This window comes from Actinoplanes sp. NBC_00393 (genome assembly GCF_036053395.1).
GTDB lineage: Bacteria > Actinomycetota > Actinomycetes > Mycobacteriales > Micromonosporaceae > Actinoplanes.
On sequence record NZ_CP107942.1, the window covers coordinates 1,314,779 to 1,333,448 of the forward strand.

Here is an 18,670-nt window from a genome sequence, read left to right on the forward strand (position 1 = left end):
TCTGATGGTGCCGGGGCCCGTCGGCCGAGCGGCTCACGACGTTCTGGGTGGAGACAGAGCAGGCGTAGACGTACCGAAGTAGGCTTCGGCGACCGTGTGTCTGTCGGCGCGCAGCTCCGCAGCCTGCCCGGTCAGCACTGCCCGGCCGTGGTGCAGCACCACCGCCCGGTCGGCGATGGACAGCGCCAGGTCGATGTGCTGCTCGACGAGCAGCACCCCGACACCGTACTGGTCGGCCAGCGCCCGGATGGTCGGCAGCAGTGCCTGCACCGCGACCGGCGCCAACCCCATGCTCATCTCGTCGATGAGCAGCACCTTCGGCCGGCGCACCAGAGCCTTGGCGATGGCGAGCATCTGCTGTTCCCCTCCGGACAACTGCCCGCACCGGCGCGGCATCAGGTCTTTCAGCGCGGGAAACAGCTCCAACGCCTGGTCGAGGCTGCCGCGGGCGAGAGCGAGGTTCTCGCGTATCGAAAGGCTGTGGAACAAACCGCGGTTGTCGGGGACCAGAACCAGCCCGGCGCGCGCGTTCTGCTCGAGGCGTTTGTGCAGCGGCCGCCCGAACGCGGTGACCGTGCCGGAGATCGGCGCGATGACACCGGCCGCCGTCAGCAGGGTGGTGGTCTTGCCCGCCCCGTTGGGTCCCAGCATCGCCACGACCTCGCCGGACGCGACGCTCAAGTTCAGGTCGCGCACGGCCGGGATGCCGGCGTAGCCGGCCGTGACTCCCTCCAGCTTCAGCACCTCGGTCATGGGACGAGCTCCGATCCGAGGTACGCGGTCCGCACCGCCGGGTCCGCGAGGACCTCAGCCGGCGTCCCGGAGGCGATGACCGCCCCGTAATCCAGCACGTACACCCGGTCGCAGATGCCGGCGACCAGGGTCATGTCGTGGTCGATGAGGAGCACTGCCAGCCCGGACGCGGCGATCGCTCGGACGTGGCCGCCGAATTCGGCGCTCTCGTCGGTGTCCAGTCCGGCAGCCGGTTCGTCGAGCAGGACCACGCGGGTGGCGCCGGCCAGCGCCCGCGCCACACCGACGACCTTCTGCCGGCCGAGGCTCAGCTCGCCGGGCCGGCGGTCCGCGACCGGCTGCAGGCCGAACGTCTCCAGCACGGTCTCGGTGTCGTGGCCGGGGTCGCGGCGGCCGATGAGGTCGTTCCACAGGTTGCGCAGCGGCCCGCGGCCGGAGGCGACCGCGATGTTCTGCCGCACCGTCAGATCGGTGAACAGCTCACCGGCCTGCCAGGTGCGGGCCAGCCCGGCGCGGCGCCGTTCGTGCGGGGCGAGCCGGTCGACGCGCCGCCCGGCGACGGTGACGGCGCCGCCGGCTGCGGTGAAGCCGGTGACGGCGTCGACGAAGGTGGTCTTGCCGGCGCCGTTGGGGCCGATCAGCCCGACCACTTCGCCGGCGTCGACGTGCAGGGTGATGTCGGTGTTGGCCAGGACACCGCCGTACCGGACGGTCAGCTTCTCGGTGGTCAGCAGTGCGGTCATAGGGCTACCTTCCGAGGACGGTGCAGGCCGCCGGCGATGCCGACGGGGTTGAGCACCGCGGTCAGGACCAGGGCGCAGGCGGCGATCAGCGTGTAGTAGCGGCCGAGCCCGAACGTGGTGTTGAGCAGGGTGTAGAGCACACCGAGCGGGGCGATCAGCCCGGCGATGAGGGCCCCGCTGATCCGGGTGATCCCGCCGACGTACGCCATGCACAGCACGCTGAGCCCGACGATGACGTTGAACGATTCGACCGACAGCTGCGAGCGGCTGTAGCCGATGAGGCAGCCGCCGACTCCGGCGAGGAACGCCGACAGCGCGAACCCGGCGATCTTGACGCGGGCCACGTTGATGCCGACGCTGGCCGCGGCCCGCTCGTTGGAGCGCACCGCCAGGAAGGATTGGCCGGTGGAGCCGGCCAGGAACCGGACGACGGCCATGGCGAGCACCCCGACGATGACGACGACGGTCGCCGCGAACGCCGAGGTGGTCAGGTCGGTGCCGCTGCGTACGGTCAGGTCCCAGCCGAACAGGGTGGGCCCGTCGATCAGGTTGCCCTCGAACGGGGTGAGCGCCGGGTTGGCGAAGGCGAGTTGCTGCACGGCGACCGCCCCGGCGAGGGTGACCACCGCCAGCTGCGCGCCGCGTACCCGCAGCGCGGGCAGGCCGACGAGCACACCGACGAGCGTCGCGGCGCCGGCCGAGACGATGATCGACAGCGGGAACGGCACGTCCCAGGCCATCGTGGCGCGCGACAGGATGAATCCGCCGCTGCCGGCGAACGCCATCGAGGCGAGCGAGATCTGCCCGAGGTAGCCGGTGAGCACGACCAGCGACAGGGCGATCAGCGCCATGATGATCGAGGTGACGACGCCGAACCGCCAGCTGCCCGAGGTCAGCGCGATGGCCAGGGTGGCGGCGCTGACCAGCACCGCGGCGGCCGGCCACGGCCGTACGGGCAACGCGACCGCCGGCATGCGCACGGTGCCGAGCGCGCCGCGGGCCGGGATGCGCCGCCCCAGCACGACCAGCGCGAAGATCACGATGACGAACGGGACCGCGTCCCCGAGCCCGGCCTGCGCCCAGACCGGCCAGCCGTCGATGGTGCTCAGCAGCAGCAGGATCGACTGCAGCACACCGATGCCGACACCGGCCACACACGCGATCATGATCGAGGTGAGCCGGGCCAGCAGGGCGGCGGCGAGTCCGGGCAGGACGTAGAACATGTAGCCGATCGGATCGAGACCCAGCGTCGGCGCGGCCAGAATGGCCACCAGCGACGTCGCCGCGCCGGTCAGCAGCCACATGAAACCGGCCAGCCGGTCCGGCGACAACCCGGTCAACCTGGCCGCGAGCTCGTCCTCGGCGCCGGCCCGGGTCGCCACACCCCAGCGGGTGAACCGGAAGTACGCCGACAGCGCCGCCGCCACGGTCAGCGCCGTGGCCAGCAGGATCAGGTCGCTGACGTTGACGACCGCGCCGGCCACTGTGATCGTGCGGTCGGTGAGCAGCGCCGGCGCGAGCACTCCTTCGGTGGAGAACCGCAACGGCACCAGGGAGGCGATCGCCAGCATCAGCCCGACCGATGCCACCACCTGGGCCAGCGGCGGCGCGGTCCGCAGCGGCCGGAACACCAGCCAGTGCGCGGCGAGCGCCAGGACGGCCACGTTGAGTACCCCGAGGGCGACGGCCGGCCACGCCGGCAGCGGCTGCGCGCTGAGCGCAACCGTGCCGACGGGCAGGACGAGCGTGCCGCCCTCCCTCAGTTCGGCGACGACCCACACACCCCACAGCGCCAGGGAGCCCTGGGCGAAGTTGAGGACTCCGGTGGCGGCGTGCAGGGACACGATGGACGCGGCGATGACGGCGTAGACCGCTCCGCCGGCGAAACCGAGGGTGATGAACAGCAGGATCTGATCGGCGCTCACGGGTTATACCGCTCCGGGGATGGCGGAGAGGACCTGCGGGGCCGGGGTGATCCAGGTGTCGGTGACGGGTTTGGTCGTGCCGTCGGGCTGGACGCTGAACAGCAGCATCTGGGTGGTGCAGTTGGGTGAGGTGGCGCTGCCGCAGGTGATCTTCGGGCCGAGGAAGCTGGGGAACTCCTTGAGCCCTTTGAGGGTCTTGAGCACACCGGGGCCGGTCAGGTCCGCCTCGGTCGCCGCCGACATGGCCTTGGCGAACGTCGCGAACAGCGAGAACTCGCCGATGGCGTAGTAGCCGGGCACGGCGTTCGGGACGTCCGAGATGTACTTCTGGGCCAGCGTCAGTTCGGCCTGCGTCTCCGGCGGCGCGTACTTCGCGGCGGTGGGCAGCCAGTTCGAGGAGTACAGCGCGCCGCCGGCGGCCTGCTCCGGGGCGCCCTTGATGTAGTCGGTGCACGCGGCGGTGAAGATCTCGCCCTGGTATTTCAGCTGCCGCAGCGACTTGACCAGCGCGGTGCAGACCGCCTCGCTGGGCGACGCGACCAGCCCGCCCACATCGGGGTTGTCCTGGGCGATGGCGGAGGCCACAGCGGTGAAGTTGGGGTTGGTGGGGGAGTAGTAGATGCCCTTGGCGTCGATGCCGAGGGCTTTCGCCAGCGCCGGAAGCAGGTTGTCGATGGTCTGGTGCGACGACGGGGTGTCGACCAGCGCGAGGGTGACCGACTTCTTGCCCTCGGTCTGGAACGCCTGCAGCGCCCCGACCAGGAACGACGCCTGCGGCGCGGCGAAGAACACCCGGTTGTCGGCCTTGGCGCCGGTCACCGAGTCGTAGGGGATCATGCCGACCAGCGGGATCTGCGCGGCGGTCAGCGCGGGCAGGGCGGCGCTGGACGACAGGTTGTAGCCGTCCATGACGGCCACCACCTTCTTCTCGACGAACAGGTTGGCGCACGACTGCGCCTTCTCCGGCGTCGTGTCGGTGTCGCACGAGACGACCTCGATGGGATGGCCGTGGATGCCGCCGAACTCACCGTTGATGTAGGACGCTGCCGCCTTGGCGCCGGTGTCGGCGCCGGGCTGGGGGACCGGGCCGCCGGTCGGATTGAGGAAGCCGACCAGGATCGGCGCCTTGGTCAAGGTGGACGCTGCAGCGTCGGTGCGGTCGGATGCCGTGCTGTCAGCGCAGCCGGCAGCGGCCATAGAGACGATCAAAAGCGCGGTCAGGGTACGTGGAACGACCCGATTTATATGCATGGCTGCCTCGTTCTTCGTAGCGATGGACGCCGCGATGGCTTACCGGTGTGACGGTCCGTCCGGCACCTGCCCAGGACGGCGCACCGCCGGACCGGTGCGTGACCGGCGGGCGGTACCAGGAGGAGCGCGAGGTTGAGCGGCCGCGACCGGAACTGCGGGCGGCCTTGCAGTGCCTGATCGCACTGTAATTCTCGATTAACTTATTGGGAAGTCCCGCGCCCCGCTTCGTGCCGTCTCGATCTCCGCTGCAGCGCTGCATTGCAGGTAAAAGCACCAGAAAGGCGCGGCAGGTCGACACGCGCCGATCGCTCTCATGATCGCGTTCGAATGAGACTTCGGCTTAACAAAATGCCGTTTGGGCAAAAAGCAGCACGGCCGGCGCTGGACAGCGCCGGCCGTGCGACAGTGCGGTGCGGCTACCTGCGGTACCGCTGCAGGAAGAGAGCCTCAGCGTGCGCCAGGCGAGCGATCTCACCCGGATCCACACTCTCGTTCGGGGCGTGGATCAGAGCGAGCGGCTCCTCCACCCCCATCAGGATGATCTCCGCGTCCGGATAGGTGTCGGCGAACACGTTGCACAGCGGGATCGACCCACCCTGCCCCAGCGTCGTCATCTCCCGGCCGAACGCCTCCTGCATCGCCGACGCCAGCGCCTGATATGCCGGGCCACCGGTGCGCGCCTCGAACGGCTGGCCCACCGCCTCCGGCGTCACTGTGACCCGCACCCCCCACGGCGCCGCCGCATGCAGATGCGCGATCAGCGCGTCCTGGGCCTTCAACGCGTCGGTGCCCGGCGGCACCCGCAGGTTGAGCCGGGCCCGCGAGTGCGGCTGGATGGCCGCCGCCGACCCGATCACCGGTGGGCAGTCGATGCCGAGCACGGTGACCGCCGGCCGCGCCCAGATCATGTCCGAGACCGTGCCGTCACCGAGCAGTCCCACCCCGTCGAGCAGCGCCGCATCACTGCGGAACTGCTCGGTCGGATAGGGCGCCCCGCTCCACGTCTGGCCGGACTCCAGCCCGGCGATCGTGGTGTTGCCGGCCGCGTCGCGCAGCGTCGACAGGATCTGGATCAGCGCCGCGAGGGCGTCCGGGGCGGGGCCGCCGAACATGCCGGAGTGCAGTTCGCCGGCGAGCGCCTCCACCGAGACGACCACGTTGACCATGCCGCGCAGGGTCACCGTGGCGGCCGGTACGCCGACCGCCGCGTTCCCGGTGTCGCAGACCAGAATCGCGTCGGCCCGCAGCAGATCCGGGTGGTGCTCGACGAAATCCTCCAGACCGCCGGTGCCCTGTTCCTCGGACCCTTCGACGATCAGTTTGAGGTTGACCGGCACATCGTCCCCGAGGGCCCGCAACGCGGTCAGGTGCATGACGATGTTGCCTTTGCAGTCGGCGGCCCCCCGGCCGTACCAGCGACCACCCGACTCGGTCAGCTGGAACGGCGGGGTGTGCCAGGCCGCCTCGTCGAGCGGGGGCTGGACGTCATAGTGGGCGTAGAGCAGAACTGTCGGCGCATCGGGGACGTTCGTCGGGCGTACCCCGTAGACCGCTCGGCTGCCGTCGCTGGTCTCCCGAAGGCTCAGGTCGGTGAAACCGACCTCCTCGAAATGCTGGACGACCCAGTTGGCCGCCTTCGTGCACTCCTCCGGCGGATACTGGCGCGGGTCGGCGACCGACGGGATCGCCACCAGTTCGGACAGATCGGTACGGGCCTGGCCCATCAGGGCGTTGACCCGGTCAGCGAGACTCATCCGGCCACCTCATCGGACAGGTTGAGATCGTCGATGGCCTGCTGGAACTGCTGCAGGTTCTGCGGGCAGTAGACCTTCGTGATCAGCAGCTGACCCTGCACCACCTTCTCGTCGGCGATCACCGGCCGCTGCCCGGGTCCCGCCGCACCGTTGGTCAGCTGGGCGTAGAGGGTGCTGCGGCTCAGCGCCGCGTCCGGGTCGGTGCAGGTCAGGCCGCCGTCGTCGCCGAGGACGTTGGCGATCTGCTGGGTCGACGGCACCCGCATCCCGGCCGCGCTGAGTTCCTGCTGCAGCTGCTGCGCCTTCGCGGTGGCCTGCTGGCTGCTCTTCGCGTTGTCGAAGGCGACCAGCGCGATGCCGGCGAGCAGCAGGAAGGCGACGCCGAAGATGATGTAGACGACGGTGTGACTCTTGTGCTGCACCGAGACGCTCATGCGACCGCCGCCTCCTCCGGCTCGGCCGTCTTCCAGGACGGCTTGCGGAATCTGTAGAACAGGTACGGGACGAGCAGGCCCAGCCCGAGCGCGCCACCGGCGACCACGACCAGGTACACGCCGACGCTGCCGGAGCCGAACTGCGACGGCGGGATGAAGCCGATCAACAGGGCCGCGAGCGAGGCACAGAAGCCGACACCGCACAGGCCGGTCAGCATCGGGGCGCGGTAGCCGCGCGGGTGGTCCGGGTGGCTGCGGCGCAGCCGGACGGCGGCCACGAACATCAGCAGGTACATGATCAGATAGACCTGGGTGGTGATCACCGAGAAGATCCAGTACGCGCTGGACACGTCCGGGATGAACGCGTACGCCAGCGCGATCAGCGTGGTGACCGCACCCTGGGTGACCAGGATGTTCTGCTGCACGCCGTGCTTGTTGAGCTTCTGCAGGAACGGCGGCAGGTAGCCCTCCTGGCGCGAGATCAGCAGCAGGCCCTTGGACGGGCCGGCCAGCCAGGTGAGCATGCCGCCGAGCGACGCGGCGACCAGCATGATGCCCAGGATCGGGGTGAGCCACTGCGACCCGAATGCGGCGAACACCGCGTCGAAGGCCTGCATCACTCCGGCGGTCAGCGACAGCTGCTCGGCCGGCACGATCCAGCTGATCGCCAGCGCGGGCAGGATGAAGATGAGCAGCACCAAGCCACAGGCCAGGAACATCGCCCGCGGGAACTCGGAGCCGGGCTTGCGCAGCGAGGAGACGTGTACGGCGTTCATCTCCATGCCCGAGTAGGACAGGAAGTTGTTGACGATCAGCACCAGGCTGGACAGGCCGGCCCACGCGGGCAGCAGGTTGCTCGCGGTCATCGGCGCGGCCGACTCGTTGCCCTGGCCGAGGAAGGCGATGCCGAGGATGACCAGCAGCGCGCCCGGGATCAGCGTGCCGATGATCAGGCCGCCGCTGGCCAGGCCGGCGACGCCGCTGGTGCCGCGCGAGGACACCCACACACCGGTCCAGTAACAAACCATGATCACGATTGCGGTCCAGACGCCGCTGGCGGCCAGATCCGGATTGATCACGTACGCCAGCGTGCTCGCCACGAACCCGAGCAGGCTCGGGTAGTAGAAGATCGTCATCGCGAACTGGCACCAGACCGCCAGGAACCCGGCGGGCTTGGAGATGCCCTCACTGACCCACTTGTAGACGCCACCCTCCCAGCCGGAAGCCAGCTCCGCCGAGACGAGGGCGGTCGGCAGCAGGAAGACGATCGCGGGCACCACGTACAGGAAGATGCTGGCCAGACCGTAAACGGCCATGGTCGGCGAGGGCCGCAGGCTGGCCACCGAACTCGTGGTCATCAGAGCCAGGGCAACCCAGGAGATGTACGCCACCGTGCGCGCCGTCCTGGGTTTCGCCGGGCTATCGCTGGAGGCGGCCGGCGTCGAAGCCGGCCGCTGGGCGGGTACATCCATCGCGCTCACGCTGCCTCCCAGACAACATCGACGCGGTAGGTCTCTGCCCCCGGAACATCAGCCGATGTGGATTAGTCTCGCCTCATCCCTGGCGGGTTAGTCTCGGCCCGACCGCCGCGGCCGCGACCAGCATCCCGACGGCGATCGCAGTCAGCAGGCCGAGCATGTCGGCGACCCCCGCGACCCCCTGGATCTCGTGCCCGCCGATCCAGCTCTCCAGCCCGCGCAGCCCGTGCGAGCCCGGCGTGAGCACGTAGAAGGCGCCCAAATAGAGCACGTACGGCGGGGGCAGCCCGGGCCGGCGGCCGAGCAGCAGCGCCGCCGCCGTCATCACGAACGCGCCGGTGAACGTGCCGGCCGGATCACCGACCGCGCGGGTGACCAACTCGGTGACCGCCGCGGTCAGCAGGATCAGCCCGAGCGCCCAACCGAAGTCGCGCGGCGCCATCGAAAAAGTGAGCATCACCCCGAGCGCAAACAGCACCCAGCCGCCCCACACCAGCACCGGACCGAGATTGCCCGGCACGGTGACGTCGAACAGCCGGCTCTGCGGCACCTGCAGCAGCACCGTCGCGGCCAGCGCGCCGAACGCCAGGACCAGCAGCACCACGAAGCTGTAGACCAGCCGGGTCGCGCCCGCGGTGATCCGGTTGTCGGCCAGCTCCAGCGCCGCCGCGGTGATGGCGTCACCCGGGATGAAGTAGAACAGCGCCGGCACGATCAACTGGATCGGCCCACCGTCGATCCACCCCTGCTCGGCGAGCAGCAGCACCACCACCGTGACCAGCAGCGACGCCAGGAACGGCGAGATCAGCATCAGCCGGCGGCGCCCGGCGCCGGCGACCACCAGCAAACCCACCAGCAGCCCGGTCACCGCCGACACCAGCACCTGCTGCCAGGTCGCCTGCACCGAGATACCGAACCCGACGGTGAAGCAGACCAGACCGAGCACCTGCCACGGTTTCGACCAGCGCGCCGGCATCGCCCGGATCTGCGCCAGCCGCCGGGTCGCGACCGGAAGTGACAACCCACCCCGGTGAATCTCGGCGACCAGCCGCTTGAACCGCGACACCTGATGCAGCGGCGGCACCCCCGGTTCCCGGGAGAACGACAAGGTACGCCCGGCCACCGTCAGGATCGCGGCGTCGGCCAGAAACGTCACCTCGACGTCGTGGCCGTAGTGCGCGGCGACGTCGCGCACGATCGCCTCGCAGCGCATCGTGCCCTCGAAGCTGGAGCTCAGCAGCCACTCGGTCAGCGGGCCCAGCAGTCCCAGAAGATCATCCTCGGTGACCGGTCCGGCTGTCATGCCGCGACCGTAAGTGCCGCATCACCGGCCGCAATCATCCTTTGCGAGTGATGCCGCACCGCCACCCCGAAACCGACCCTGTACGCATGACGGACACCCGCGAGTCGAAAGCCGCCGGACTGGGCGTACTCCTGGCCGCCTGCGTGTCCGCGCTGGTGGTCAACGCCAACACCTCGGCCGTGACCATCCTGCTCCCCGCGATCAGCGAAGACCTCGGCACCTCACTGGACGTCCTGCAATGGGCCGTCACCGGCTACATGCTGGTCGGCGCCGCGGTGATCGTCACCTCCGGCGCGCTCGGCGACGTCTTCGGCCGCCGTAAGGTCTTCCTCATCGGCCTGATCCTGTTCGTCGCCTCCTGCGCCCTGATCGCGCTGGCCGGCAACGGCGGCGGCGTCATCGCCGGCCGGATGATCCAGGGCGCGGCCGGGTCGACGATCCTGGCCTGCGGCATGAGCCTGCTCTCGGTCGACGCGTCCGGCGCCGGGCAGATGAAGGCGATCACCCTGTGGGGCGCCGCCTCCGCGGTCGGCGCCGCGGCCGGACCGCTGATCGGCGGCGTGCTGGTCGACCTCACCGGCTGGCAGGGCCTGTTCTGGATCGACGCGATCATCGCGGCCGCCTGCATCCCGCTGACCCTGATGACCGTCAAGGAGTCCCGCGACCCGAACCGGTCCCGCTCGATCGACGTGCTCGGCACCATCCTGGTCGCGGTCGCCCTGGTGCCGCTGGTTCTGGCGCTGAGCATGAGCGGCGACTGGGGCTGGTTCTCGCTGCCGACCATCGCCTGCCTGGTGATCGCGGCGTTGGGCGCCTGGGGCTTCGTCGTCGCCGAACGCCGCGCCACCGCACCTCTGGTAGACCTGCGCCTGCTGCGCAACCGGGTCCTGGTCGGCGCCACCATCGCCATCCTGCTGGTGGCCGGCGCCATCAACGCGCTGATGTACCTGCTCAGCCTCTACTTCCAGGACCCGGCCACGTTCGGCATGACCCCGCTCGAGGCCGGCCTGGCCACCCTGCCCGCGGCTGCCGCGATGATCGCCGTCACCCCGCTGATCACCCCGCTCGCTCAGCGCATCGGCAGCCGCTACGCCGTCGCCATCGGGTTCGGGCTGGCCGTCGCCGGTTCGCTCGCCCTGGTCTTCGTGACCGCCTCCTGGACGTACGCCGCGTTCGTGCTGCCGCTGATCGCGATCGCTGTCGGCCTCGGCTTCGCCAACGGGCCGGCCTCCTCCGCGTCGACCGCCGCCGTCGACGCCGACGAGGTCGGGCAGGCCTCCGGCATCTCCAACATGGCCCGCTACGTCGGCGGCTCGCTCGCGGTGGCCGCCGCCGCCACCGTCTCCACCGGCGTCACCGTGTCCGCCGAGGACGCCGGCGACTCGGCCGCGGACGCCCTCGCGGCCGGGTTCGCCGGCGCTTCGGTCTTCCTGACCGTCCTGTCCGCCCTCGGCATCGCCCTGGTCCTGCTGATGGGCCGCCACCGCGGCGACAAGGTCGAGGCCGTGCACCGCTCAGCGGCGGCCGCGGCCACGACCCACACCATCCCGACCCGGCCCACCCCGGTGCCCGCATCCGCCGACCGCTGAAGCAGGGCTATGCCGGTTGATCGCGCAGCATCGCCCACACCACTTTCCCGGTTCCGGTCGGCAGGGCGCCCCACGCCTGAGCCGCCGCATCGACGATGCGCAGACCCTGCCCGCGCACATCGGCCGGTATTCCCGGCGCGGTGTACACGGGCGCGAGCAGCACCGGGGTCCGCGGATCCCGGTCGTAGACCGCCAGATGCAGGTAGGACCACTGGTGGGTGCCGGTCCGGTGGGCCGGTCCGCGATGGGAGACGACCACGTCGATCGCCGTGCCGGCATGTTCGACGGCGTTGCCCACCAGCTCGGAGATGACCAGCCGGGCCCGGTCGGCAACCGCCGGCATGCCCCACTCGGTGCAAGCGGAGGAGACCACCCGCCGGGCGGCCGCCGCGGCAGTCGACACCGGCGACAGCCGCAGGCGCGCCTGATCGGTCAGCGGCCGGCGGTCGGCCAGCGCCGATCGGGCCGCGGGCGCCGTGGCGAACACCGGCATCCGGCGGCGTGCTCCCAGCCGATCCAGCTTGGCGGCCAGCGTCGTCGCCGCATCCAGGCAGGCCACCACGGTGACCGGCGGCTGCAGGTGGGCGCCGTGCAACGCACCGGTCAACCACAGCGGGGCACTGTCCGCCGCCGGATCGTCCAGACCGCGCAGATCCAGCAGTAACCCCGCCGGGTGCTCCGCCAGGCACTTGGTCAGCATCCGGTAGGCCGGTATCCAGACGTCGCGGCCCCAGCTGCCGCGAACCGTCATATCGATGGTTCCCGAAACGCTGTCCATGACTGCGGTGGCCGGTTGATCCGGGTCGTTCCATCCCGGGCGCGGCACGAACCTGTCCAACGGCGTGCCACCCCTTCGCCCGCGACGACCAATCGATAGTCGGCAATGCTGTCGCTATCGGGCATATCGCACGCGGGACCCGGCGGCAAGCCCCGGACCGGTTCTCGGCACGGGGTGCGTAATGATGCGCCCGGCCGTAGCGGTCACCAGATCCGGATGCGGCTCCCGCCGGACCCGAGACCCGCGAGCGGCCCTGCCGGGAACTGTCCACCCGGCTGCCTGGCCTCGCCGGTCAGGTCCACGTCGAAGGCCGCCGGGGAGCCGTCCGGCTCCTCGAAGTCGGCGTCGGCGAAGCGGACCCGCGGCAGGTCTTGGCCGGTGACCGGCCCGAGACGATGCCCGGCGAACTCCGGCGGCAGGTCGCTCACCAGGTAGACGGCGTCGCCGTCCTCGACGATCTGCACCGGGGCGGCGGGCACGACGACCGGCTCCGGTTCGCCGGCGAACGGGGCCGCGCCGCCGGTGTAGACGTTGTCCCGCGCGTACACCGGCTGCAGGACACCGGCGAACCGCCGATGGTCGCCCTGCCGCTGGTTGACGCGTTCCAGGTACTGCTCGAACGAGGCCGGGTGGGCGTCGTAGCCGGCCGTGCCCACGACCGCCGGGCCCTCACCCTCGGCGTCCGGGCCGTAGGCGGCTGCCGGGTCACCGCCGGTGAACAGGTTGCCGATCCAGCGGTCGTCGCCGCCGACGATCACCGCGTACCCGGCGACCTGGGTGCTGTGCGGCCGGTGGTACGGCGTGGCCCGGTCCAGCACCGGCTCCAGCCGGACCGTGCCGGCGATCAGGTTGTGCACGAACGCGCCACCCTGGCTGAACAGCTCCAGCGCGGCCGGCGACGCGAGGACGTTGTGATCCACGACGTACGGGCCGTGGCTGACCTCGATGAACAGGTCCCGGCTGTTGTCGTGCAACACGTTGCGCGAGATCCGGGTGCCCTGCGTCTGCCAGTCCAGCCAGGTGCCGAGCGAGCAGTGGTGGATGTGGTTGTGCCGGATCGTCACGTCGATCGCCGCGTGCAGCTTGATGCCGCCGATCTCGTAGCCGTAGAACTCGCGCTTGAGCGCGATGTCATGGATGTGGTTGTCCTCGATCGTGGAGAACACGCAGCCCAGGTGCCCGACGATGCCGGTCTGCCCGCAGTCGGAGATGTGGTTGCGGCGGATCACGTGCGAGCCGATGTGCTCCTTGTCCCAGCCGATCTGGCGGGCGGCGAACACGGACTCGAGCTGGTACTGGTAGCCGGGCTTGTCGCCGCGCTCGGTGGCGTAGTTGTGGCCGGTGGAGGCCTCTTTGCCGATCGAGATCGCCGAGCATTTCGCGTCGTGGATGACGTTGTCCTCGATGATCCAGCCCTTGGCCCAGTTCGGGCCGATCAGGCCGGGCTGATCCGCGGTCGGCGGCGCCCACGGGGTGGCCGCCTGGGCCAGCTCGAACCCGCGGACCGTGATGTAGTCCAGATGGTGCGCGTCGGGGTAGAACACCGAGCGGCGTACGTTGATCTCGGTCAGTTCGGTGTTCGGGTCGGCGCCCTGGAAGTTCGCCCAGATCGTGGTCGTCTCGTCGCCCACCTCGGCGTACCAGACATGCCGGGTCTGCTCGGGGTTGCCGACCGCGACCGTGGTGCCGGTCCAGTCGTCGAGCACCTCGGTGCGCAACGGCGGATCATCCAGCTCCGCGCGGGAAGCGACCTCGTAGAAGCTCAGGCCGTTGAGGTAGACGTCGCCCAGATGTTTGTGCGGCGCGCCCTCGCGGTAGACGATCCAGTCCCCGGCGACCTCCTCGGCAAACGGGTTGAACTCGCCGAACAGGCCGTTCGGCACGGACGCCACCCACACCGTCCCGCCGTCCGGCCGCCAGCCGTCGATCCGCTCCGAACCTTTGATCACGACGTGCTCGCCCGGCGCCGCCTGGTAGGTGATGCGACGGTTGTCGCTCAGCCCGCCGTAGCGCGGCTTCACCCACTCCCGGTACTCCCCGGCATGCACCAGAACCGTGTCACCGGCCCGCGCCACCGCGGCAGCCCGGTTGATCGTGCGGAACGGCCGGTCCGCCGAACCGTCAGCGGTGTCCGAGCCGGCCGGCGCCACATGGAACACAGACGTCATGATCTTCGCCTCCCCACCAGCACGATAGCCCCAGCCGTGGCTGAGTGACTGGCACTGCGATCGCGGTTTACCGCCTCCGCGCGGCGGGTAGCCGATCGCACCCTCGCCCGGACGGCGGTACCGCTGTGACGAACTCCGACCTCGACCCACGGCCGACCTCGACCCCGCACGCCGATCGGGTGGTGTGCGCCGACAGCGTCGGCCGCGCCCTGCTCGCCATGGCCGTGCCACCCGACCAGCGCCGCGGCGACATCCTGCGGCACATCCCGGTGCTCGGCCGGCACGGCGGCATCCCCGAGCCGCGGCGCCGGGAACTGCTCGCGGCCGACGCCGCCGACCAGGCCGTACCGCTGGCACAGATCGACCACATCGACGCCGACGCGATCGCGGCGTGGATCGTCGATCATCACCGTGCTTCGGCGTACCCCGCAGTGGTTGTGGGGTCTGCGCACGGCGCCGCCGTGCATCTCGCGGCGGCCATCGGCGCCGCCTGGCTGCCCACCTCGTTCACCGTCACCGCGCCCTGGCCCGGCGGCGACGCCGGAGACTGGATCTCCGCGATGCTGTGGGGCAGCCACCTCGCCGAGCGCATCCTGGCCCGCAACCCCGCAGTTTCGGTACGCCAGACGCACGACCCGGTCCTGCGGGGCCCGCTGTGCGGCGCCACCGTCACGCTGAACGTGCGATGGCGTGCGGTGCCCACGGCGTACCAGACGTTCCTGGCCTCCCGGCTGACCCCGGGCGGCAGCACCGTGATGGTTCGCGACCTGCGCCCCTGGCCCGCCCTCAACGGCCTGCCCGGATACAGCTTCCAGCTCGGCAGCCCGACCAGCGGCTGGGCCGCCGCCGACCACACTCTGCAGAACCGCGCCTTCCGGCGGCTGCTGAACGGCGTCGGCGCCGTCGACTGGCCGGTCTCCGGCCTGGCGCTGCGCCGCCAGTACGCCGAGACCAGCGGCGACCCGGCGTTCGAACCGGAACTGCGCCGCCTCGCCACCGGCCTCGGCTCACCGGCCCACCGCGTCGTCTACACCGACGCCCAGGCCCTGAGCGCGATCGTCGCCGACCTGTACCGCGCGTGGCTGCCGGCGCCGAGCAGCGGACGGCACTGCGCCGTCGTCACCGGCCGGCTGACCGACCCGTGGGCCGTGCTCGACGCCGGGATGGTGCCCTACTGGTGCGAATCGTCGTCACGATCGGTCACCGAAGCCGCCGAGTTGTGGCTGGCCGGCAGCGAACCGTTCGACAGCATCAGCGTCCTGCCGGACCCACCCGGCATCGCCAACGACGCCACCGCGTCCACCCGGCACTGGCGCGGAGTCGGCGCGTTCGCCCACCGCAAGGCACAGATGGACGACCTCATCGCCCGCCACTACCCGCTGCTGCCGCCCGCGGCCGGCCACGCCACCCGCCACCTCGACGAGGCCACCGGCGAGCGGATCCAGCCGGCGAAGTTGCCCGCCGCCGAGGCGGTGATGCGGCTCAAGGAGTGCAGCGGCGCTCCCGGACTGCTCGTGGTCTGACGCATCACCCGCGGCGGACGATGTGCGGCGCTCCCATGCGGTGCGAGCATCGGAACGCTGACGTATCCGCGGAGGGACTCTGATGACCGTGCAGCCGTTCACCACCAAGGACTTCACCCGCCGGATGGAGAACGCGATCTCCCAGGCCGCGGCCGCCGGGCTCACCGGGATCCTGGTCACGCCCGGGCCCGACCTGGTCTACTTCACCGGCTACCAGCCCACCGCGATCACCGAGCGGATCACCATGCTGGTGCTCGACGCCGACCACGACCCGCACCTGATCGTTCCCGTCCTGGAACGCCCGGATGCGGAAGCAGCGCCCGGCGCGCCGGCCGTGACGATCACCGACTGGGCCGACGGCGCGGACCCGTACGCGGCCACCGCCCGCCTGCTCGACGCCGGCGGCCGGTACGCGGTCTCCGACTCGGCGTGGGCCTTGCACCTGCTCGGCCTGCAGGAAGCCCTGCCCGGCTCCCGCTACACCTCGATGACCGGCACCCTGCCGATGCTGCGCGCCGTCAAGGACGCCGACGAGATCGAGCGCCTGGCCGCTGCCGGGGCAGCCGCCGACGCGGCCTACGAACAGATCATCGGGGTACGCTTCGCCGGCCGCCGGGAACGCGACATCGGCAACGACCTCGCCGACCTGCTGCGCGCGCACGGCCACGAGCAGGTCGACTTCACCGTCGTCGGCTCCGGGCCCAACGGCGCCAACCCGCACCACGAGATGGGCGAGCGGGTGATCCAGGACGGCGACATGGTGGTCCTCGACTTCGGCGGCCTCAAGAACGGCTACGGCTCCGACACCACCCGCACGGTGCACGTCGGCGAACCGACGGCCGAGGAACGCGAGGTGTTCGAGATCGTCCGGCAGGCCCAGCAGACCGCGTTCGAGGCGGTCCAGCCCGGCATCGCCTGCGAGGAGATCGACCGCGCCGCCCGCAAGGTCATCGACGACGCCGGGTGCGGCCAGTACTTCATCCACCGCACCGGTCACGGCATCGGGCTGACGACCCACGAGCCGCCGTACATGGTGGTGGGGGAGCGGCGTCCGCTCGTACCCGGAATGTGTTTCTCGATCGAACCCGGCATCTACCTGCCCGGCCGTTTCGGCGTCCGCATCGAGGACATCGTCACCGTGACCGAGAACGCCGGCCGCCGCCTCAACAACACCGACCACGCCCTGCAGGTGGTCAGCTGACCGCGACCCAGCGCGACCGTTAGTTGATGTTGCCGGGCTGTGTCAGGATGTCCGGCGTGAGCAGGGAACTTCGCGTCACCGCATCGGTGTTCGGGCGCACGCTGTGGGTGGTTGCGGCAGCGATCCCGTTCTTCTACCTGGCCGCGGCCACCGAGAACGAGTGGATGGAGAGCCTGAGCGCCGACGGCGTCGGAAGTCTCTATGCGACCGCCGGGACCTGGGCGTTCTTCCTGCTCGCCTTCCTGCCGGTCATGCTGTGGCGTTTCCCGCGCGCCCGGCTCGCGGCGACCGCAGGCTGGGCACTGAGCCTGCTGCCGGCGGCCGGTCTGTACGCCTGGGGCCACAGCCTGCTCTACTGCCAGGCCTGCTCCGTAGCCGGCTGAACCTGTGCGGATGTTCCGCAGCGTTGACATCGCGATCTGAAGCGGGCAGCGCCTGATCAGCCGACCTTGCGCAGTTGCAGCAGCTCGGCCAGGCGTGCGGTGACCGTACGCGCCTCCAGATGCAGCCGTGCGATGTTGAGCCCACCGTCACCCAGCACCGCCAGCAGCGCCAGCTCGCCGATCGCATAGACCGCGAGATAACCGCTCTGGTTGTGGATGGTCACCTCGGTGAACCCGCCCTGCTGGAGCACCGCCCCAGCAGTGCGGCTGATCCCGTGCGCGCCGGCCGCGAGCGCTGCCACGTCGTGCGGCTCGGTGCCGGTGCTGGTGTCGTGCAGGACGAGGAGGCCGTCGACGCCGGCCACCACGCAGCCGAGCACGCCCGGCACCTGGTAGCGCAGTGCGGCCAGTTCCGCGTACACGGCCTGATGGTTGTCGGTCATACCTCGAGCTCGGCTTCGATCTTGCGGAGCTGGTGGCGGGCCAGACCGAGGTTGGCGCGGTCCTTGTGCAGCGACAGGTAGAGGAAGAACGCGTCACCGTGCTGCTTTTCCTGCAGCAGCCGGATCAGGTGGTACTGCGTGTCCAGCGTGATCAGAATGTCCTCGATGCCGTCCTGCAGGCCCAGCATGCCGAGGGTGCGGACCTTGGCCCGGATCACGTCGGTGTTGCCCGCCGCGGCGATGTTCATGTCCATCGTGGGACCGCCGCCGAGCACTCCCAGGGTCAGCCCGCTCGTGTAGTCCACCAGCGCCACCCCGATGGCGCCCTCGATGCTCATCGCTTCCTTCAGCGCAGTCTCGATGTTCATCGGGCCACCCTGGCACGCAGGTATTTGCTTCGTCACCGATCTAAACCCAGGACCGGCCGAACATCGTTGATCAGGCGTCGGACGACCCCGGTAGGGGTCGACCGAACGATGTCCCCGGCGTCGCCTCGGCCGATGGACAACCCTTCACCGAACATCATCGGTACGCGTGAGCACGGTATTCAGCACCCGGGCGGCCACCGCGAGCTCTGCCTCGGGCAGGTCACCCCACAGCTGCTCGGTGACCCGTCCGGTGGCTGCCCGCACCGAACTCCACTGGGCCGTGCCGCGCTCGGTGGCCGCCAGTGTGCCGTCCGCGGCGGTCCGCACCAGCCCAGCGGCGGTCAGCTCGGCCACCCGCTCGGCGGCCGTGGCCGCGTCGACCTGTTGCGCCTGCCGGATCCGGTCCACGACGGCGGCCTCCGGCAGGGTGCCGCCGCTGGTCACGGTCAGGGTCAGCGCGACCCACTGCGGCTCGGTGATGCCGGTCCCGGCCAGGTGTCGCTCGAGGATGGCGTTGAGCGCCTTCTCGGTGCGGCCGATGAGCTGGGTGCCGAAGGGAATGGTGGTCATGGTGGG

The 18,670-nt window shown here is 70.5% G+C and carries 17 protein-coding genes; 4 read left to right on the forward strand and 13 right to left on the reverse strand.

Annotated features, from left to right (window positions below):
• Positions 1-33: 33 nt before the first annotated feature.
• The 8 genes from OHA21_RS05885 to OHA21_RS05920 all read right to left on the reverse strand — a co-directional run bounded on the left by OHA21_RS05885 (position 34) and on the right by OHA21_RS05920 (position 9,641).
• Positions 34-753: an ABC transporter ATP-binding protein gene (locus OHA21_RS05885; RefSeq protein ID WP_328470926.1), complete on the reverse strand. Its 720-nt coding sequence runs from the start codon at positions 751-753 to the stop codon at positions 34-36.
• The gene (locus tag OHA21_RS05890; RefSeq protein WP_328470928.1) at positions 750-1,496 is read right to left on the reverse strand and encodes an ABC transporter ATP-binding protein; all 747 of its coding nucleotides are present in this window, start codon (positions 1,494-1,496) and stop codon (positions 750-752) included. The genes OHA21_RS05885 and OHA21_RS05890 overlap by 4 nt, the downstream gene beginning before the upstream one ends.
• Complete coding sequence (locus OHA21_RS05895; protein WP_328470930.1) at positions 1,493-3,421, reverse strand: ABC transporter permease; 1,929 nt, start codon at positions 3,419-3,421, stop codon at positions 1,493-1,495. The genes OHA21_RS05890 and OHA21_RS05895 overlap by 4 nt, the downstream gene beginning before the upstream one ends.
• 3 nt (positions 3,422-3,424) lie before the next feature.
• Entirely contained in the window at positions 3,425-4,618 is a 1,194-nt protein-coding gene (locus OHA21_RS05900) for an ABC transporter substrate-binding protein (RefSeq protein ID WP_328470932.1), read from the reverse strand.
• A 470-nt stretch (positions 4,619-5,088) separates the two neighbouring features.
• Positions 5,089-6,426 (reverse strand): dipeptidase, encoded by a 1,338-nt coding sequence (locus OHA21_RS05905; protein ID WP_328470934.1) that lies wholly within the window; start codon positions 6,424-6,426, stop codon positions 5,089-5,091.
• Positions 6,423-6,860 carry a hypothetical protein gene (locus OHA21_RS05910; protein ID WP_328470936.1) on the reverse strand — a complete coding sequence of 146 codons (438 nt, stop codon included), beginning with the start codon at positions 6,858-6,860 and terminating at the stop codon, positions 6,423-6,425. The genes OHA21_RS05905 and OHA21_RS05910 overlap by 4 nt, the downstream gene beginning before the upstream one ends.
• Entirely contained in the window at positions 6,857-8,332 is a 1,476-nt protein-coding gene (locus OHA21_RS05915; RefSeq protein WP_328470938.1) for an APC family permease, read from the reverse strand. The genes OHA21_RS05910 and OHA21_RS05915 overlap by 4 nt, the downstream gene beginning before the upstream one ends.
• A gap of 82 nt (positions 8,333-8,414) precedes the next feature.
• Positions 8,415-9,641: a threonine/serine ThrE exporter family protein gene (locus OHA21_RS05920; RefSeq protein ID WP_328470940.1), complete on the reverse strand. Its 1,227-nt coding sequence runs from the start codon at positions 9,639-9,641 to the stop codon at positions 8,415-8,417.
• A gap of 86 nt (positions 9,642-9,727) precedes the next feature.
• On the opposite strand from OHA21_RS05920, the gene OHA21_RS05925 reads away from it, so the two are divergent.
• Entirely contained in the window at positions 9,728-11,230 is a 1,503-nt protein-coding gene (locus OHA21_RS05925; RefSeq protein ID WP_328470942.1) for an MFS transporter, read from the forward strand.
• A 7-nt stretch (positions 11,231-11,237) separates the two neighbouring features.
• Here the strand turns inward: OHA21_RS05925 and OHA21_RS05930 are convergent, their stop codons facing one another.
• Positions 11,238-12,068, reverse strand: a complete 831-nt coding sequence (locus OHA21_RS05930) for an ATP-binding protein (protein WP_328470944.1) — start codon at positions 12,066-12,068, stop codon at positions 11,238-11,240.
• A 143-nt stretch (positions 12,069-12,211) separates the two neighbouring features.
• Positions 12,212-14,176 carry a right-handed parallel beta-helix repeat-containing protein gene (locus OHA21_RS05935; RefSeq protein WP_328470946.1) on the reverse strand — a complete coding sequence of 655 codons (1,965 nt, stop codon included), beginning with the start codon at positions 14,174-14,176 and terminating at the stop codon, positions 12,212-12,214.
• A 125-nt stretch (positions 14,177-14,301) separates the two neighbouring features.
• Between OHA21_RS05935 and OHA21_RS05940 the strand changes: the two genes are divergently transcribed.
• From OHA21_RS05940 to OHA21_RS05950, 3 genes are all read left to right on the forward strand, one after another.
• On the forward strand, positions 14,302-15,699 hold the full coding sequence (locus OHA21_RS05940; protein ID WP_328470948.1) for a hypothetical protein: 1,398 nt from the start codon (positions 14,302-14,304) through the stop codon (positions 15,697-15,699).
• An 82-nt stretch (positions 15,700-15,781) separates the two neighbouring features.
• Positions 15,782-16,900, forward strand: a complete 1,119-nt coding sequence (locus tag OHA21_RS05945; RefSeq protein WP_328470950.1) for an aminopeptidase P family protein — start codon at positions 15,782-15,784, stop codon at positions 16,898-16,900.
• Positions 16,901-16,956: 56 nt separating this feature from the next.
• On the forward strand, positions 16,957-17,283 hold the full coding sequence (locus OHA21_RS05950; protein WP_328470952.1) for a hypothetical protein: 327 nt from the start codon (positions 16,957-16,959) through the stop codon (positions 17,281-17,283).
• Between the two features lie 56 nt (positions 17,284-17,339).
• Here OHA21_RS05950 and OHA21_RS05955 read toward each other — a convergent pair whose 3' ends face one another.
• From OHA21_RS05955 to OHA21_RS05965, 3 genes are all read right to left on the reverse strand, one after another.
• On the reverse strand, positions 17,340-17,726 hold the full coding sequence (locus tag OHA21_RS05955) for a roadblock/LC7 domain-containing protein (RefSeq protein WP_328470954.1): 387 nt from the start codon (positions 17,724-17,726) through the stop codon (positions 17,340-17,342).
• Positions 17,723-18,094, reverse strand: coding sequence for a hypothetical protein (locus OHA21_RS05960; protein WP_328470956.1), 372 nt, complete (start codon positions 18,092-18,094; stop codon positions 17,723-17,725). The genes OHA21_RS05955 and OHA21_RS05960 overlap by 4 nt, the downstream gene beginning before the upstream one ends.
• 144 nt (positions 18,095-18,238) lie before the next feature.
• Complete coding sequence (locus OHA21_RS05965) at positions 18,239-18,664, reverse strand: MarR family winged helix-turn-helix transcriptional regulator (protein WP_328470958.1); 426 nt, start codon at positions 18,662-18,664, stop codon at positions 18,239-18,241.
• Between the last annotated feature and the right edge of the window lie 6 nt (positions 18,665-18,670).

What these genes read in the sequence shown, in the direction of transcription:
- OHA21_RS05885 (WP_328470926.1), bottom strand. Translation starts at nt 753, where the DNA reads ATGACCGAGGTGCTGAAGCTGGAGGGAGTCACGGCCGGCTACGCCGGC.
- OHA21_RS05890 (WP_328470928.1), bottom strand. Translation starts at nt 1,496, where the DNA reads ATGACCGCACTGCTGACCACCGAGAAGCTGACCGTCCGGTACGGCGGT.
- OHA21_RS05900 (WP_328470932.1), bottom strand. Translation starts at nt 4,618, where the DNA reads ATGGCCGCTGCCGGCTGCGCTGACAGCACGGCATCCGACCGCACCGAC.
- OHA21_RS05905 (WP_328470934.1), bottom strand. Translation starts at nt 6,426, where the DNA reads ATGAGTCTCGCTGACCGGGTCAACGCCCTGATGGGCCAGGCCCGTACC.
- OHA21_RS05910 (WP_328470936.1), bottom strand. Translation starts at nt 6,860, where the DNA reads ATGAGCGTCTCGGTGCAGCACAAGAGTCACACCGTCGTCTACATCATC.
- OHA21_RS05915 (WP_328470938.1), bottom strand. Translation starts at nt 8,332, where the DNA reads ATGGATGTACCCGCCCAGCGGCCGGCTTCGACGCCGGCCGCCTCCAGC.
- OHA21_RS05920 (WP_328470940.1), bottom strand. Translation starts at nt 9,641, where the DNA reads ATGACAGCCGGACCGGTCACCGAGGATGATCTTCTGGGACTGCTGGGC.
- OHA21_RS05925 (WP_328470942.1), top strand. Translation starts at nt 9,728, where the DNA reads ATGACGGACACCCGCGAGTCGAAAGCCGCCGGACTGGGCGTACTCCTG.
- OHA21_RS05935 (WP_328470946.1), bottom strand. Translation starts at nt 14,176, where the DNA reads ATGACGTCTGTGTTCCATGTGGCGCCGGCCGGCTCGGACACCGCTGAC.
- OHA21_RS05945 (WP_328470950.1), top strand. Translation starts at nt 15,782, where the DNA reads ATGACCGTGCAGCCGTTCACCACCAAGGACTTCACCCGCCGGATGGAG.
- OHA21_RS05955 (WP_328470954.1), bottom strand. Translation starts at nt 17,726, where the DNA reads ATGACCGACAACCATCAGGCCGTGTACGCGGAACTGGCCGCACTGCGC.
- OHA21_RS05960 (WP_328470956.1), bottom strand. Translation starts at nt 18,094, where the DNA reads ATGAACATCGAGACTGCGCTGAAGGAAGCGATGAGCATCGAGGGCGCC.
- OHA21_RS05965 (WP_328470958.1), bottom strand. Translation starts at nt 18,664, where the DNA reads ATGACCACCATTCCCTTCGGCACCCAGCTCATCGGCCGCACCGAGAAG.